At 56.2% G+C, this 15,991-nt stretch carries 12 protein-coding genes; 6 read left to right on the top strand and 6 right to left on the bottom strand.

All coding sequences use genetic code 11. From position 1 onward, the window contains the following. The first annotated feature begins 66 nt into the window (after positions 1 to 66). Positions 67 to 570: a hypothetical protein gene (locus ABLQ08_RS06770; protein ID WP_352940356.1), complete on the top strand. Its 504-nt coding sequence runs from the start codon at positions 67 to 69 to the stop codon at positions 568 to 570. Between the two features lie 20 nt (positions 571 to 590). Beyond that, complete coding sequence (locus ABLQ08_RS06765; protein WP_352940355.1) at positions 591 to 2,105, top strand: alpha/beta fold hydrolase; 1,515 nt, start codon at positions 591 to 593, stop codon at positions 2,103 to 2,105. 60 nt (positions 2,106 to 2,165) lie between these two features. Here ABLQ08_RS06765 and ABLQ08_RS06760 read toward each other — a convergent pair whose 3' ends face one another. Continuing rightward, positions 2,166 to 3,191 carry a fatty acid desaturase gene (locus ABLQ08_RS06760; protein ID WP_352940354.1) on the bottom strand — a complete coding sequence of 342 codons (1,026 nt, stop codon included), beginning with the start codon at positions 3,189 to 3,191 and terminating at the stop codon, positions 2,166 to 2,168. A 174-nt stretch (positions 3,192 to 3,365) separates the two neighbouring features. Continuing rightward, positions 3,366 to 3,575: a cold-shock protein gene (locus ABLQ08_RS06755; RefSeq protein ID WP_352940353.1), complete on the bottom strand. Its 210-nt coding sequence runs from the start codon at positions 3,573 to 3,575 to the stop codon at positions 3,366 to 3,368. Positions 3,576 to 4,042: 467 nt separating this feature from the next. On the opposite strand from ABLQ08_RS06755, the gene ABLQ08_RS06750 reads away from it, so the two are divergent. After that, positions 4,043 to 6,709, top strand: a complete 2,667-nt coding sequence (locus ABLQ08_RS06750) for an AsmA-like C-terminal region-containing protein (RefSeq protein ID WP_352940352.1) — start codon at positions 4,043 to 4,045, stop codon at positions 6,707 to 6,709. 25 nt (positions 6,710 to 6,734) lie between these two features. Here ABLQ08_RS06750 and ABLQ08_RS06745 read toward each other — a convergent pair whose 3' ends face one another. The 4 genes from ABLQ08_RS06745 to ABLQ08_RS06730 form a co-directional block, all read right to left on the bottom strand. Continuing rightward, positions 6,735 to 7,454 carry an aspartate/glutamate racemase family protein gene (locus tag ABLQ08_RS06745; RefSeq protein WP_352940351.1) on the bottom strand — a complete coding sequence of 240 codons (720 nt, stop codon included), beginning with the start codon at positions 7,452 to 7,454 and terminating at the stop codon, positions 6,735 to 6,737. A gap of 18 nt (positions 7,455 to 7,472) precedes the next feature. Then, the gene (locus ABLQ08_RS06740) at positions 7,473 to 8,723 is read right to left on the bottom strand and encodes an NAD(P)/FAD-dependent oxidoreductase (RefSeq protein WP_352940350.1); all 1,251 of its coding nucleotides are present in this window, start codon (positions 8,721 to 8,723) and stop codon (positions 7,473 to 7,475) included. Between the two features lie 4 nt (positions 8,724 to 8,727). Beyond that, positions 8,728 to 10,941, bottom strand: coding sequence for a TRAP transporter permease (locus ABLQ08_RS06735; protein WP_352940349.1), 2,214 nt, complete (start codon positions 10,939 to 10,941; stop codon positions 8,728 to 8,730). A gap of 83 nt (positions 10,942 to 11,024) precedes the next feature. Beyond that, positions 11,025 to 12,035 (bottom strand): TAXI family TRAP transporter solute-binding subunit, encoded by a 1,011-nt coding sequence (locus ABLQ08_RS06730; protein WP_352940348.1) that lies wholly within the window; start codon positions 12,033 to 12,035, stop codon positions 11,025 to 11,027. 131 nt (positions 12,036 to 12,166) lie between these two features. Between ABLQ08_RS06730 and ABLQ08_RS06725 the strand changes: the two genes are divergently transcribed. From ABLQ08_RS06725 to ABLQ08_RS06715, 3 genes are all read left to right on the top strand, one after another. After that, the gene (locus ABLQ08_RS06725; protein ID WP_352940347.1) at positions 12,167 to 13,138 is read left to right on the top strand and encodes a LysR family transcriptional regulator; all 972 of its coding nucleotides are present in this window, start codon (positions 12,167 to 12,169) and stop codon (positions 13,136 to 13,138) included. A 306-nt stretch (positions 13,139 to 13,444) separates the two neighbouring features. Then, entirely contained in the window at positions 13,445 to 15,178 is a 1,734-nt protein-coding gene (locus ABLQ08_RS06720; RefSeq protein ID WP_352940346.1) for an amidohydrolase, read from the top strand. A 72-nt stretch (positions 15,179 to 15,250) separates the two neighbouring features. Beyond that, positions 15,251 to 15,757 carry a hypothetical protein gene (locus tag ABLQ08_RS06715; RefSeq protein WP_352940345.1) on the top strand — a complete coding sequence of 169 codons (507 nt, stop codon included), beginning with the start codon at positions 15,251 to 15,253 and terminating at the stop codon, positions 15,755 to 15,757. Positions 15,758 to 15,991 lie beyond the last annotated feature (234 nt).

The following is a 15,991-nucleotide window of genomic DNA, read 5'->3' as shown; positions in this document are numbered from 1 at the left end:
GTGAAAACGCAAAATATTCTGATGTTTTTTTAAAGGTGGTATCGAGATACCTTTATCGAAATTGTTTTGAGCGTTCAGGTTGATATGGCAAAATTCCACGACACGCCGGTCGGTCGTTTTCAAAATTGCGAAAACATAAACCTCACATGGTGCGAACCCGATTGGTTCGAGTATTTCCCCAGTGACACGGATGCGTTCGCCTATACAACATCGACAGGATTGACTATTCGGCCGGGCAGGATGTTCTTTGATGGAGGTTCGACGCCTCGACTTTCCCGGCTGTTCGCGAAGTTTTCTCCCTGGTTCTACACGCCGGTCGCACTTGTGCATGACTGGCTTGCCGAAACGCAGGCCTGCGGCAGGCCGTTGGTCGATTTCGATCAGTCGGTGGCCATTCAACAGGAGGCATTGAAAACAATGATGCTGCAAAACGAGGACTGGAAGAACGTCTTTGTTTTCAACGCAACCCGGTGGGCACTCAAATCGCCCAAGGGACGCCGCCTTTGGAATCTGCAGGAGGATGTCTGTCCTGTTCCGATTTCGCGTAAAAAAGAACGATTGAAGCTTTGATTATTTGATTGGTGCAGAAAATGTCTTTGTCGGAAGTTTATCAGCGAATTGCGCGCATCATTTCAGATTTGCACCATGCACCGATCGTGCAAAATCGGGTGCCTGACGGAGAAGACGTTCTGGCGAACCCGTCATTTCGGTATGCCCTCTTGAACCGCTCTGGCAACATTTCACAGACAAATCTGGATGCCGGTTACAAGGAACGGCTTCTGGAGAAACTGGACCTTGCCGAAGTTCACCTTCAGGCGCCACGCTTCTATCTCGTGGGTGAAGAGCTGGTTGTCGCCACGCGATTTCATGGCACTGGAGACGATTGCTGGATCGTTCCGTTAACGGTTGACGATACCGAGCAGATATTGATCGAAAAAAGTTCCTCGAAAGGCTACACACCAAGCGAAATCAGACTGCTGCATTCCCTGTTGAGCGGATTGTCGGTTCGTCAGAGTGCAAGTCTGAGCGGGCACTCATACGAAACAAAAAGAAGCCAGCTCAAGTCGCTTGGCGCCAAGCTGGATATCAACTCGCAAAACGAGTTGGTGCGGCTGACGACATTGTGGATTTTCAACGAAGTTCTGGAACGGGTCGCAGCGGCAGCACAGGGGTCGGCATCCGAAACGGATTTTGCGCGAAATTTCTTGTCCACGCATTTCAAGGACCAGGTCAGGTATTTCCAGATTTCAGCAGGCGAGCGGCAGACCATTCGCTTCGCAGAGGCCGGGGCGGCCACTGGAGAACCTGTCATTCTGTTTCACGGCAACGTTCTTCCTCCCCTGAAACCTGCGTTCTTTGAAGCTGTGGCGGAAAGAAACATCCGGTTGATCATGCCGTTCCGGGATGGCTTTCTGACCAATCAGGTCGAGTACATTCCAGCCGATCAGCAGATCGAGCGTCATGCGCTGCAGCTGGAAACGCTGTTGCACTTTCTGAACCAGAAATCGGTCACTTTGCTTGGCTATAGCACGGGAACCGCCTACGCGCTGGATTTTGCGATCAAACACCCATCCAGCGTCAATCGTGTCATCTTCGCCGCTTCGAGTTATTTCATGAGCAAGGGCGAAAGCCCTGTAAACAAATTCATGAGGAACATCAGGAAGCTGTCGAGGGAAAGTGAGCACGGAACCCATCTGCTGATCGTCTTCTATTCGCGTCTCCTGAGAAAGGAACGGGATATGCTGAACACGCTTAGGAAGGCCTATGCGCAGTGTGAGACGGACAGCACCATACTGGAAGCGATATGCGCCGACCCCCTTGGGCGGAGGTTTTTTGTCGACAGTTACCAAGCGTCGCTCTCTTCCATCTCGGTCGATTGGCGAATGAGCCAGCGGGACGTGTGGTCACGTCTGGATGAACTCAACATGCATGCGGAGTTCATTCACGGGGATGCTGATCCCTTGAACAGCGCTCGCCTGGTCGTTGATTTCCTGGAGGGAAACCCGGATGTCAGTCTCGACTGCGTGCCGGATTATGGCCAGTTCCTGCTGCACGACGATGAGTCGCCGGTCATTGATCGCATGAGACTTCAAGCGGAGGCGTGAGCAGACCGGTACGCTTTTTAGGGCAGTCTCCGCACGAGCGGGGAAACCTGTCGGTAACGACTATCGCGCCGCCCGTTCTTCCCGAAACGAAATCAATCGCATGGTGCTTTCATCCCAAAGAACAAGCTTCACGCATTTCAAGCTCTCAAGCAGCGTGACACGGCTCACATCCTTGAGTTCGGGAAAGTCCTCCAGAACTTCAGGCAGGCGATAGAAGGGAATTTTCGCAGCCAGGTGATGGACATGGTGAATGCCGATATTGCCCGTCAGCCAACGCAAGGGTCGAGGCAAATCGTAATGTGAGCTGCCATGCAGCGCCGCATGCTGAAAATTCCATTCGCCGTTACCTGACCAATGCGTGTCTTCGAACTGGTGCTGAACGTAAAAGAGCCAGACGCCGATCGTGGCTGCCATAAGCGTGATCGGGACCTGCACGATGAGAAACGTAGACAAGCCGACCAGCCAGATCATGACTGCGATCGGAACCACGATGCCGAGATTTGTGGCGAGTGTCGACACCCAGGGCAGTGCACCTGCGCGCATCAGCCCTATAGGCAGTCTGTACTGACAGACAAAGAGCCAGGCGGGACCAAGTCCAAACAAGATCAGCGGATTGCGATAGAGGCGATAACGCAATTTGCGCCACCGCGAGAGTGCCCGGTACTCTTCAACTGTCAGTGTTTCCACGTCGCCGATACCGCGCCGGTCCAGGTTGCCTGCGGAGGCATGATGGACGGCATGGGTCCTGCGCCAGTAATCATACGGTGTGAGCGTGAAGATACCGATCAGGCGACCTAACCAGTCGTTCAAACCACGATGGGCAAACAAGGTTCCGTGACCACAATCGTGCTGCAGAATGAACAGGCGCACGAGAAAACCGGCAGCAGGGATGGTGAGCAGAAGGCCCCACCAGTTACCGTTCAAAACAGACACTGCCGTAATCGCCCACAGTGCCGCAAAGGGAAGGGTCGTGACCGCAATTTCCAGAATGCTACGTCCCGGACGTGGTTGGCGGTATTTGGCGAGAAGCTGAGGCCAGGCTTTGGTGCTGTCAAAATCGCGGTCTGCAGCGGCAACTTGCGTCACATGAATTCCAGTCTTCGTTGATTTTGTCGATCGAGGTGCCTTGGATCGCGGAGACCGGAGTTCAGGCTTTGCTTCGAGATCTTGTAAGCAAAAAGGCCGGGCTGGGACCCGACCTTCTCTCTTGTCTCAAGTCCCTGCCAGTTCATCCGTGGTCAGGGACATCAAGACGAAATCTTATACGGCTTGCAGGTTGTCTGCAGCGGACTTGCCGGAGCGGCGATCCTGAACAACTTCAAAGCCGATTTTCTGGCCTTCAACGAGCGGCGGCAGACCAGCACGCTCAACTGCGGAGATGTGAACAAACACGTCGGTAGAGCCATCTTCCGGCTGGATGAAGCCATAGCCTTTGGTGGCGTTGAAGAATTTTACGGTTCCAATGGTCATAACGATTTCCTTTCAATCGGTCATGAATGTTTGCCTGAAACAAACCATATGTTGCAGACGATTAGGTCGACGTTGATAGGGAAGATCGTTTTGGGCACGGTGGCGCGCAGTCACAAAGTTCATCAAACAATATCGATTGGCGCTACATAGAGAATGAAATTGTCTGAAACAAGGTAAAATTCCAAGTTAGGCAATTTTTTATTTTGGAGGGATCAGAAAAAATGAAAAGACGATTGTACAGGTGATTTATTCACCTCCGATGGTTTAGAAAAGTTAAATTTCTTTAAGTGTTTTTTACAGTTGTCGATACGTCGTTTCCTCGCAAAGCAAACGATGCCTGCAGTTCTCGTTAGTATCTCCGGGATTGATGGAACTTTGAGATTTGCTCTTTGACACCAAAGTTCTGGAAAAGCGCGTAAACTGTGTTTCAGGGAACGGCTTTTTATCCGAGGCAGAATGCCGACATCATGAAACAGGCATCACAAAAACAGCAAGGACATGGACTGCGGCTGTTGCGCATTTGTGGACTGGTGCTTGCGATATTGATCCTCGTTTCCGCAGGCACCGTTTATGCCATCGCTTCTTTCGACATGTTTCTTCCGGCGAGAAAAGCGCTCGCCGACCGCATTCTGACATCCGTGCTCGGGCGTCAGGTGGATGTTCATGGAGACGTCGTGCTGGTACTCGGCCGGCGACTGGGTGTTCAGATTGAAGATGCCTTTGTCGAGCGCACCTCGGCCGGAAATGCGGGCAAGGCACGCGCCTTTGAAAAGATCCGGTTCCGGGCCGATTACAATCTGTTGCTCGGCGAAGTTGGCAGTATCTCGAATTTCCAGATGAGCGGTGCCGAAATTGTGTACCGGCCCGACAATCCGGACGGGAACATGTCGCGATCGTCGGTGTTCGAATTGCCCTCGACGATCGTGAACAGCCCTGTTCTGGACAATCTGGAACTTTCCAATGTCACGCTGCGTTTCATCAATGAGAAGGATGGCTGGAACGAAACGCTCGAAATCAATGCGTTTCAGCTCCTGTCTGCCGAAGATGCGCTCGTAACGGAAATCACATTCGATGCGACAGTCAACGGAACTCCTCTCTACGCCACCGGAAAGATGCCGAGCTCGGAAGAAGCCCGAAGCAAGGGCGGAGGTCCGTTCGACCTGTCCATCGAATTTCCAGGTCTAACAAGCCGCTATACCGGGACCATTGATACAACGGACCCGGTCGCGGTTGTGGACGGCAAACTCTCTGCGACATCCGGATCCATCACGGAGCTCCTTGGTTCACTGGGACTGGCAAGTGAGCAGGAAGGAAAGGCGACACTCGATTGGGATTTTGAAGGTCCGATTGATCAATTGGATATTCATGATCTGAAGGTCGCCATCGATGATGCCAACGGTGACCAATTGCTTGTCAGGGGCAAGATAGAGGACTCAACGAAAGCGGCCGTCGTCGACCTGCACTTCAAGGCAACGCTGGTGCCTCTTGAACCGACGTCCGACAATCCGTTTGCCGTCAATGTGAAGGAGGTTTCCGGAGACATCCGCGGCCCGGTCGACGCGCTGGAAGTTCAACGGGCGCAGATCGTGACGGATGCCGTCCTCCTCGACTTTGACGAGATCGGCCCGATTTCTGTCGGGCGCGTGGTCAAGCATCCGGACAACAGGGTCGGCCTGAAGGACATGATTGTGCAGGACGGTCCGGAAGAGGCGCCCTATCTGCTCATGACCGGACAAATTGACGACCTGATGGCCCTGGCCGGGGTCAACCTTTCCGGCACTTACCGTTTCCCGGCCGCGCTACTGCTCAATCGGGAGGCCAATTCCATTCCCGAACTTGGTTTCATCGAAGGGACCGTGAGCTTGAACGAACTGTCCGGTTCCTTCGGCCTGGATGCATTGAAGGGCGCCGCTGCAGACACCGATCTCTTTGACCTGAAGTTTGAATTGGCCATCCCCGAGTTCCGCGTCGTCGATGAGCTTCAGTTCTCGACCGACCTGCACCTGCCGGATCCTGCCGCCTTCTTGAAGGCGCTTGGCGTTGAAACGGATGACACGCTGCCTGCCCTGAGTTTTTCCGGCTCCAGCGGTTTTTCCGCAGAAGGGGCCATGCTCGACGGCAATCTGACGACAGGCGCCACGCAAATAGAGGCTGCGATCAAGCTGGCGCCGGAAGAGGCTTCGGGGGTGTGGTTGCTCGGCGGATCGATTTCCTCTGCGCAAATGGATCTGAGCGATCTCCAGGGTCTTGTGGAGTTCGCCAAACTTGGGGTGGGTGAACACGATGACGACATTGAACTGACTGAAGAATTCAAGTCGGCCTTGCGGGTGGAAGTCGGTCTCAATGTCAAGAAATTCGTTTCCGGCAAGAAGGCGGCCGGCAATCTGTCAGGCACCATCAGATATGACGATGACAAGCTGCAGCTGTCGAAACTGAAATTCGATTATATCGGCGGAACAATCAAAGGAGATTTCTCGATCGATTATGCGTCGGCTGCGAAAAGGGCAACGGCGCATGGGCGGATGGAGAAGTTTCGTCTCAAGAGTCTGATGAACGAACTGGGACTTCAGGCTCCGATTTCCAGCACCGTCTATGCAAGTTTTGACGTCAGCGGCAGTGCCGAATCCGAGACCAGTTTTCTGAAGTCATTGTCGGGCAGCGTGACAACGTCTCTTTGGGGCGGAACCCTGCCCAACAGATTGCTCGATCTGACCGGCATGAATGCCTTCACCTGGCTTGTCACCGGCAATCAGGAAAAGGGCACCAAGCTTGTTTGTGCGGTTCTGCCTCTGCATTTCAAGAATGGTGCAGCAAGCACGCGATCCCTGATCGTTGAAACGAACAACGTGCAAATCGTCGGCGCAGGCAGCATCAACTTCAAGAGTGGCGCACTGAACCTTTCGTTCATGCCGCATGCCAAACGCAAGCAGCTTGTCGAGATCGTCTCACCGTTCGAGCTGAAGGGAACGATCGCCAAGCCGGACCTGATCGTGAAGGACGCCGGGCCGGGACGGGCCGTCGGCGAAGTGGTCTCCCTGCCACTCAATCTTATCGGGCACATTTTCAGGGGTTCCGGTGAAGTTGACGAAAAGGCGCGTCCCTGCGTTCTGCCCAAGAACACAAAACCGAAATGATCCTGACCTGAATGAGACAGAGCACTCAGGTGTAGCAGATGTTTCCCTGATACGGTTCGCGGGCGACGATGGAATGAACCATGGTCGCAAGCGTGGTCAGATCGGCAACAGGCAAGCCGAGGGCGGACTGAAGAAGATGGGCGTAAGGGGGAAGATCGGTACATTCCAGGACGATTGAAGTCACGTCGGGAAGTTCTTCCAAAAGTGTCCGGCCGACCGCCACGAGTTCCGAACCAAGTTTATCGGCATCGATTTCGACCCGCTTGCTCTGGAGTATGACCTCTGAGAATTCAGGCTGTGTCTCCATGCCTGCGACAGCAACCGGAGTGGCTGCGGCCCCGACGGCTGCAAAATGTGCTTCCGTCAAAGCCTCTTTTCGGGCGGTGATGACACCGACCTTTCCGCGCAGTCCGGAGAGCTGGTGCATGAGCGGTATCTGGATCAGGCTGGATGCGAAAACCGGGATCGAAACCTCATTGCTCAATTCGCGTTGAAACAGCGCCATGAAACCGCAGCTGCCGGTGATCGCGCAGCATCCCTCCCGTTCCAGGTTTCGGGCAGCTTTCAGAAACGGTTCAAAGAATTCAAGACTCGGTCGCTCCAGAAGTTCGGCAATCGTGGTGCCTTTGACGACCTCCTTGCGGACGGAGAAAGGCAGACTTTCCTCGTTGCGGATATGCCCGGGAGGTTTCGCGAAGTGGGTATCAAGACAAAGCAGGCCGATGGGACGCTTCGTTGAGGCCATGTTCCGGCGCTCCTTTTTTCAAACCTGACCGCCGGAAAAGCGGCCGGTGCGATAAGGTGAACAGTCGAGATTGGGTTTCCGGCCCGTCAAAAAGTCTGCCAGCAGTTCGCCGGTCTTGGGCGCCATCATCAGACCGTAGTGAGAGTGACCGAAACCGGCATAGAGCCCTTCATGTCCGGAAAACTCTCCGATCATCGGCAGGCTGTCGGGGAAAGACGGCCGCCGTCCCATCCAGAAGCTGGCATCCTTTTCGTTCATGTCCGGAAAGGCCGCTTTTGCCTGTGCGAGAATTCGGTCCTTTTTGCGTGGGTCGGCCGGAGCGTCGACAGCAGCGAATTCTGCATATCCGGCAACGCGCAATCCGTCGGTCATGCTGCTGGCAACGAATTTTGCGTCCACATCCATGATAGAGTGGTTGAGGGCAATGCCGGGATCAGGAACTTCGATGTGATACCCCCGCTCGGCGGCCAGAGGAACGCTGATTCCGAGCGGCTTCAGGAGTTCGGCAGACCATGCGCCCATGGTGACGACGACATTGCTGGCGCCGTAGCTGGCCGTCTCGCACCGGATCTGCCATGAGCCGTTTTCCCGCTTCAGTGACGTGATGCGGTCATGAACAATCTCGACACCCAGTCTGGCAGCCTTTTGAGCAAGCGCTTCGGCGACCCGGCCGGGGGCAAGGGCGCGTGCCTGACCATGAATGAGCACGGCTGCCTTGAACTCTTTGGAGAGGGCCGGCTCCAGCCGCCTGAGTTCCTGTTCGCCGACGAGTTCCAAATGGGCACCTTTTTCACGGCGGATCCGATAGTCGATCGCGTTGAGGACATCTTCGCCGACATTGCGGAAGGCGTGGACATAGAGGCTGTCCCGGATCAGGTCTTCCGCTCCGGTTCCCGCCAGGTGCCGCCGGTAGAGTTCGATCGAGGGCGCGCAGAGCGGTTCCATCGCATCGGCAATTTCCTGAACCCTGCCATCGGCCCCGTTTCGCAGGAAGGAAAGGCCCCAGGGCACCATCTTCGGCCAGTAGCTGTGCCGCACGCTCAAGGGACGGTACTTGCCGAGCAGGAGACCCGGTATCTTCTTCCAGGTGCCGGGCAGGGCCTGCGGGATGAAGGACCATGGCGAGATGACACCGGCATTGCCGAATGTCGTTTCCTGGCCGGGATCCGCCCGGTCGATCAGACGCACCCGGGCGCCTCTTTCGGCGAGGGAGAGGGCGGTGCAGATGCCGACGGCACCTGCACCCAAGATCGTGATCCTGTTTTCCATGATATCAGGCCGAAAGTACTTGTTCGCGGCGGGTAAAGATCTGGCTGACAAGGGCGGGGGCCGCGATGACCAGGGCAGCAATGTCCGCTTGAAATGATGGCGCGATCAGCACCAGCCCGGCGATTGCCAGGAGAACGCGGTAATACCAGGCCAGAGGGGCAAGCCAGTATCCGACCACAGCAGCCGACAGAGCAATGACGCCTGCAATACAGCTCACCGCGGTATAGCTGAATTCAAGCAGGTCGAACCCGGTCGATGACACGAACAGAAGCACCGGCGCATAGACGAAGGCCATCGGCGCCAGCACCTTGCCCAATCCGAGCGTGAAAGCGGAAATTCCGGTCCTGAACGGATTGGAATTGGCAATCGCCGCAGCTGCATAGGCCGACGTACAAACCGGCGGTGTGATTTCGGCGACCACCCCATAGTAAAGGACGAACATGTGGCTCGCGATCGGAGGAATGCCGAGCTGGGCGAGGGCAGGCTGGGCCACCGAGACCAGCATGATGTAGAGCGCCGTTGTCGGCACGCCGGCACCCATCAGAATGCACGCGATGGCAATAAAGACCAGACTGATGAAAAGGGTCAGATCTTCAACAGAGAACAGTTCCCAGTTGCCCAGCGCAAACAGGCTGTGAAGGTCGGATCCGAGGGCGCTGGCGCCCTGGGTCACCATGAAGCCGATGCGGAAGCCGATGCCTGTGGTGTTGATGACCCCGACAACGATGCCGACAGCCGCTGCGGCTGCCCCAACGGCGAGCGCGTATTTCACACCGGTTTCGAACGTGTCGCCCATCTCCTGAAGGCTGACCCGTTGTTGCGGATTGAAGGTCGCCACGACGCTGCTCACAATCAGGATCAGGGAAATCGTCAGATCAAATCCGCCACCCATGTATTTCCAGACCACGAAGGCGATAAAGAGCGCGGCATAGATCAGCGTGATCGGCTCCTTGCCTCGCGACATCCCGGTGATGATGGCAAGCGAGATGCCGCAGAAAGCGGACATGAAGGGTGTGTAGCCTGAAAAGAGCACCACCAGCAGGCCGACTAGGGGCACGATATTCGCCCACCCCTCGCGCCAGACGGTCTTCAGGTGCGGAAGCTTGTCTTTGCTCAGGCCCTTGAGGTCGAGTTTGCGCGCCATCAGGTGCACAACGGTAAAGACACCGACATAATGCAGGAGTGCAGGGAAAATCGCCGCAATGACGATCGTGGTGTAAGACACCTCCAGGAACTCGGCCATGATGAATGCCGCCGCGCCCATGATCGGCGGGGTGATCTGCCCGCCTGCGGACGCTGCTGCTTCGACGCCACCGGCGAAATGTCCCGGATAGCCGAGCCGTTTCATGTTGGGGATCGTCAATGCGCCGGTTGAAACCGTATTTGCGACCGATGAGCCGGAAATCGTACCGAAGAAAGCCGAGGACACCACCGAAACCTTTGCGGGGCCGCCGGTATACTGCCCGGCCAGGATGGTCGCGTTGTCGATGAACAGTTTCCCGAGGCCTGTGCGCTGGGCAATGACGCCGAACAGGACGAAATGGAAGACGATGGTGGAAACCACCCACAGCGTCACGCCGAAAATGCCTTCCTGTGGAAAGTACATGGATGAGACGAAGGTGCGGAACTTCACGCCCGGATGCTGAAGAATGCCCGGGAACATCGGTCCGAACAGCGCATAGGCCATGAAGACGCAGATGATCATCGGCAGCACCCAGCCGAGCGTCCGCCGGGCAATGTCCAGAACAAGCACGATCAGGATACAGCCAAAGACCATGTCATAGGTGTTCGGATTGCCCATCCGGAAGGTCTGTTCTTCAATGCCCAGGAACGGAATTCCATGCCACGCCAGGCCGAGATAGAGCGAAGCAGCAACACCTAAAATCATGAGCAGGACGTCGAAATAAGGCACGCCGCCCAGGCGCAGCGCCCCGGTCTTCAGGTCAAAGGAGGTCTTCGTCTTGAAGCTCGGGAAGAGTGCGTAAATCAAGATGAACAGGCCCGAAAGGTGCCAGCCCATGTGCCAGTAGTCGGGTGGCAGGCCGAAACCGGCGGTGATGTAATGATACATGGCAAACGCCAGGGCCACGTATCTGAGAAACTTTCCAACGCGTGGCGTAACTTGCCGCGTGGCTGCGCCTTCGTCATATTTCTTTTCGATTTCCGCGAGTTCTTCTGCGGTCAGTTCACGCGCAGCAGCAGCCGTGTCACCGGACATATTACCTCCCTCCCAGAGATATTATGCGTTGAAAAAAGCGCGGGGCGGGTATGGGAACCGCCCCGCAGTAGAGGGAAAGGCTGTTAGTTCAAAAGCCCGGCTTCCTTGTAGAAACGCTCGGCGCCGGGATGCAGCGGAACACCGAGATTGGTGACACCGTCCAGCGCGGTTTCGGCTGTGATCTGCTTGCCCTTGGCATGACCGTTGTCGAGCAGTTTGCGGGTGTTGTCGTTCCAAAGAGCCTTGGTGATGCCGTAGACAAGCTCGTCGCTCAACTCCGAAGAGACGATCAGCAACGCCGAAACCGCAGGTGTCCGGACTTCGTAGTCAACGCCGTCATAAACTCCGGCCGGAATGGTCGACGGAATATAGGCGGGGATGACTTCATTGATCTTCGCCAGGTCTTCTTCGGAGAAGCTGTGCAGCTCCATGCCTTTGGTCGAAGCAAGCTGAACCATTGCGGAAACCGGCCAGCCGGCGGCATAGAAATAGGCGTCGATCTGACCATCGGCGAGACGCTCTGCCGACTGGCTGTTGTTCAGCTCCGCCTCGTCCATGTTGTCGCGCGTTACGCCCCATTCGTTGAGCATCTGCAGGACGGCGACCTGTGTGCCCGAACCTGCCTGTGCGATACCAACGCGCTTGTCGGCGAGATCGCCGAGGTCGTTGATGGAAGCTCCCTTGGGCATCACGAGATGCAGGTCTTCCGGATAGAGATTGGCGACGATACGAAGGTTCGGGTGCGGTTTGCCCTCGAATTTTCCTTCACCGAGATACATGGACCGGGTGACGTCGGCCGCTGCCAGACCTGCTTCGAGTTCGCCGTTCTGAACGGCCGAATTGTTGAAGACGGAAGCGGTCGTTGATTGTGCAATGGCAATCAGGCCCGGAACGCCGCATTGGCCGCCTTCCTCGCATGGACGCGACCCGGGAGGGGCCGATATGCCGTTGGCGATGGTGCCGCCGATCGGGAAATAGGTCCCGCCCGCGCCGCCTGTTCCGATGCGGAAGAAGGTCGGGTCCTGTGCGTAGGCCGTCCCCGCGGTCAGCGTTGCTGCCACCAGCGCAGCACTCATCTTGGTCATGAAACTCATCGTGTTCTCCTCTTGGAATGAAGCCGGGCGTTTCGCCCTGTTGTTCTTTCCTTAGGATGAGCGGTATTTTGATAAATGCAAATTTGAAATTGCTTTAAAAACTAAAATTGGATTTATATATTGAAATGAACTTGTCGCAGATCAGAGCATTTCGCGCCGTCATGAATTCCTCCTCTTTGCTGGAGGCAGCGCAGAAACTCGGCCGGACGCAGCCGGCGGTGAGTTCCGCGATCAGGTCACTGGAGGAAAATCTCGGGCTAAAGCTTTTCGAGCGCCGCGGCCGTCAGTTGGTTCCAGTGCCGGAGGCCTACTATCTTCTTGAAGAAGCCTCGGAAATTCTCGACCGGCTTTCGGCGGTGACCGGTACCATGAAAGGCCTGGCCGCGGGGCAGAGGGGGCATTTGAACATCGCAGCGATGCCGGGGCCTTCCGCCTTTCTGTTTCCGCGCTTCATCAGCCGGGTGCTTGGCGACAATCCGGACATTCTCGTCTCGCTGTCATCGCGCACGTCTCCTCAAATTCGGGAACTGGCGGCAACCCAGGGGATCGACTTTGGTTTCGCCGATCTGTTGGTCGTCGATGAGCGCGTGCCGACGTTCCGGCAGGACGTGATCAGTGCGGATTGCTTTTGTGCCATGCCGAGCGGCCATCCGCTGGCCGAAAGCGCGGAAGTCAGCTTCCGGGACCTGGACAATGTGCCGCTCGGGTCGTTGCAAAGTTCCCATTTCATGCACAAGGCAACCGTTGAGGCACTTCGGCAGGTGGGGGCAGAACCCAACATGGTTCTGGACAGCCAGTATTTCCTTCCGATGATGCAGTTCATCAAGGCGGGAAGATGCCTGTCGGTCGTTGACCCTCTTACTGTCGTGACGGAGCAGGAAATGAACGTCACCGGTGGCGAAGTCGTCTTCAAGCCGATCAAACAGGGCTTTCGCTATCGATACGGAATTTTCAGTCCCCTTTACCGGCCCCTTTCCAGTCTTGCCAGAAAGATCAAGGACGGTTGGCAGGATGAAGTGATGGATATGCTGGTGGGGATCGGCGCGCATCCGGACATTGAAATGGATCGCAGCGACCAGCCGAACGGTGTGGCAGACGAGTAATCGCGATGCGTAGCCACCTCCGGTCACATGCATTGCGCCGATAACGAACTGGCCGGCATGGATCGGCTTCAGCATGGATGAAGCCGGCTTGATGCGGCGGAGCACTTTGTTTCTCCCGCTCGGAGCAATCCCGGACAAACTTCGCTTTCATGCAGCGCGGCAAAGATGCGCTGCCATTTTCAATGTTTTCCAGGCTGACAAGCCCTAAGTGGTATGTAAGGCTGCCATTCTTGATGCAAGATATTGAGGTCGCTGCGTGAGTTTTTGATGCGCGACAACCGATTAAACGGTCGGGAGGCTTCCGGAATGCTTCATTTCAAGTCTATTGCACTTGCTGCGGCAATCGCCGTCAGCGTTTCGCAGTTTTCCCAGGCTCAGACTGACAACTCGAAACCCGTGGCAGATCGCGCACTGATCAACGGCACCATTCACACCATGGATGCCGACGCGACGATTGCCCAGGCGATTGGCGTATCGGGTGACGAGATCGTCTTTGTCGGGGACGCCGAAGAGGTGAAGGCGGTCATCGGCCCGCAAACCGAGGTAATCGACCTTGAAGGAAGAATGGTCCTGCCCGGTTTTGTCGACGGGCACATCCATGCAGCCGCCGGTGGATTGATCATGCTGGGAGTTGATCTCCAGACCGATGACAAGGAAGAGCTGTTCGCACGGATCAGGAACGAGGTCGAAGCCAACAGGAACGACGTCATTCTTGGATACGGTGTCCGCTTCAATCCTTGGACGGACGGCAACCCTACAGCCGCAATGCTCGACGAAATCGAAAGTGACCGTCCGGTTTATTTCTGGGCTATTGACGGTCACGCGGCATGGGTGAATTCCAAGGCCCTCGAACTGGCGGGCATCGACAAGGATACGCCGGATACGGCACCCGGTTTTTCCTTTTTCGAACGGGACGCAGATGGAAATCCGACTGGCTGGATCGTCGAGGTGCCGGCACAGCTTCAGGTGCTGTCGGCGTTGATCGATATTACGCCCGAGTTCATGGCCGGTGGCGTGCGCGAATGGCTTGATACGTTTGCAAAGGCGGGCATCACCACGGTCCACGATCATGGTATTCAAGGCATGGGACAGGACGAAGGTTTTCAGATGATGGCCGATTTGGAAGCGACAGGCGACATGCCCATTCGCTTTATCGGTTCCTACTACTGGAACGACGGCAACCTGGATCCATTGCCGGGCACAAGGGAACTGCGCGAGAAATTCAATTCGGAGCTCGTCAAGGGGCGCTATCTCAAGATCAACATGGATGGCGGCGATGACAAGTGGAATGCGCTCTACGTCGACCCGTACACAGACAAGCCTGAGATCGTCGCGGAACCGATCATTCCCTACGATGTCGTAGAGGACGCTGTTATCAGGGCAGATGCAGCCGGGATCGACGTGACCTGTCACTGTTTCGGTGATCTGGCGGTCCGCAAGCTGCTCGATGCGGTGGAGGCTGCGATTGCAGCCAATCCGCCGCGTGACCGCAGGCACAAGATCACGCATGGCACTCTGATTCATCCCGACGATTATGCGCGTTTCGGCGAACTCGGAGTGATCTACGACAGCACTGGAACATGGATGAGCCTTGATCCGCTGCTGCAGACAGTTTCCACCGAACGACTTGGGGCGGAACGGGTGCAGGGCATGTATCCGGTTAATGATGTCATCGCCGGAGGAGGTGTCTTTTCCTTTGGGTCGGACTGGCCGGTTTCCGGATACGTTTCCGAGTATCGCCCGCTGGCTGCGATCGAAGCCGGCATGACGCGGCAGCTGAGCGGACGTGAAGATGTACCGCCATTGGGGGGCAAGGAAGCTGGAATGTCTTTGGACCAGGCCCTCAGATCCCACACCATCGACGCTGCCTACGGCATGGGAATGGACACTGAAATCGGCAGTCTGGAAGTCGGCAAGAAGGCTGATCTCGTGGTTCTGGAAAAGAACCTTTACGACATCGAGCCAAACGAGATTTCCGAGGTTGGCGTGCTCTATACGATGATGGGCGGCAGGGTGACCCACGACAGCACCGGACAATGATCTGATTGCTGTTTCAAGGAGGTCTGGGGAGCGGCCGTAAGCTGTAATTCGATGGACACCCGGAGATATGAAATGCGCAGTCTCCTTATGGTTTGTTTTCTTCTTTTGGGGCCTTCGGCAGTCTGGGCCTGTGGCAATCCCCTGTTATGGGCGATGCTGTTCGCCAGGGTTCCCGAGGCAAAGATCGTTTACGAGGCGGAGCTGGCAGCGCGGGCGGAAGGTCTTGTCACGGCCCGCGTTTATGATGCCGAAGTCGGGCAGCCCTACCATGTCTGGTCCAAGGCCTGGATCATGACCCTGGCGGAAGAAATGCAACCGGCCGTGAACAAGGTGCTGGACAAGGAAGAGACCTTCACCATCCTGCTTGCCGATGAGGTCGCCGCGCTGCGGTTCAGCCGGTATGCGTCACCGGAATTTGTGCCGGCGGCGGTCCTGACTTCAGTCCGGCAGTTTGATGTCATTACAACGATCAACGCGCTTAATGGTGCCTGGCGGCATGGCTTGTCCCTCGAGGATCTCACCACGTCCGATCTTGTATGGGCACAACAGGGCAGAAAGCAGTTGTCAGAACTGCTCTAGTGCGTCAGGCAAACGGCAGAAAAATCTCAGATCATACGCTCTTGGGGCAGAAACGCAGCGTGCCAATTCGAAAATGGAGATTTGCCGCAAGCTCAAAACTTCGGCAAGGCCCGAAGACCGTTTGAGCTGAAGGAGCCGACCGATATCCGCTCTGCCCCGGTGTTCTTGACCGGGATCCCGGAGGCAAGGCTCTTTGAAGAGCGATACCTTGCCAACTGCTACCGGACCCGCAAC

The organism is Roseibium sp. SCP14 (assembly GCF_040329475.1).
GTDB lineage: Bacteria > Pseudomonadota > Alphaproteobacteria > Rhizobiales > Stappiaceae > Roseibium.
The sequence above is the reverse complement of the archived record's forward strand: the minus strand, read 5'-3'. Positions and strand labels throughout refer to the sequence as shown.

Bases quoted from the DNA above. Each gene is read 5' to 3' on its own strand.
- ABLQ08_RS06765 (WP_352940355.1), top strand. From the start codon at position 591: ATGTCTTTGTCGGAAGTTTATCAGCGAATTGCGCGCATCATTTCAGAT.
- ABLQ08_RS06755 (WP_352940353.1), bottom strand. From the start codon at position 3,575: ATGACCATTGGAACCGTAAAATTCTTCAACGCCACCAAAGGCTATGGC.
- ABLQ08_RS06750 (WP_352940352.1), top strand. From the start codon at position 4,043: ATGAAACAGGCATCACAAAAACAGCAAGGACATGGACTGCGGCTGTTG.
- ABLQ08_RS06745 (WP_352940351.1), bottom strand. From the start codon at position 7,454: ATGGCCTCAACGAAGCGTCCCATCGGCCTGCTTTGTCTTGATACCCAC.
- ABLQ08_RS06740 (WP_352940350.1), bottom strand. From the start codon at position 8,723: ATGGAAAACAGGATCACGATCTTGGGTGCAGGTGCCGTCGGCATCTGC.
- ABLQ08_RS06735 (WP_352940349.1), bottom strand. From the start codon at position 10,941: ATGTCCGGTGACACGGCTGCTGCTGCGCGTGAACTGACCGCAGAAGAA.
- ABLQ08_RS06730 (WP_352940348.1), bottom strand. From the start codon at position 12,035: ATGAGTTTCATGACCAAGATGAGTGCTGCGCTGGTGGCAGCAACGCTG.
- ABLQ08_RS06720 (WP_352940346.1), top strand. From the start codon at position 13,445: ATGCTTCATTTCAAGTCTATTGCACTTGCTGCGGCAATCGCCGTCAGC.
- ABLQ08_RS06715 (WP_352940345.1), top strand. From the start codon at position 15,251: ATGCGCAGTCTCCTTATGGTTTGTTTTCTTCTTTTGGGGCCTTCGGCA.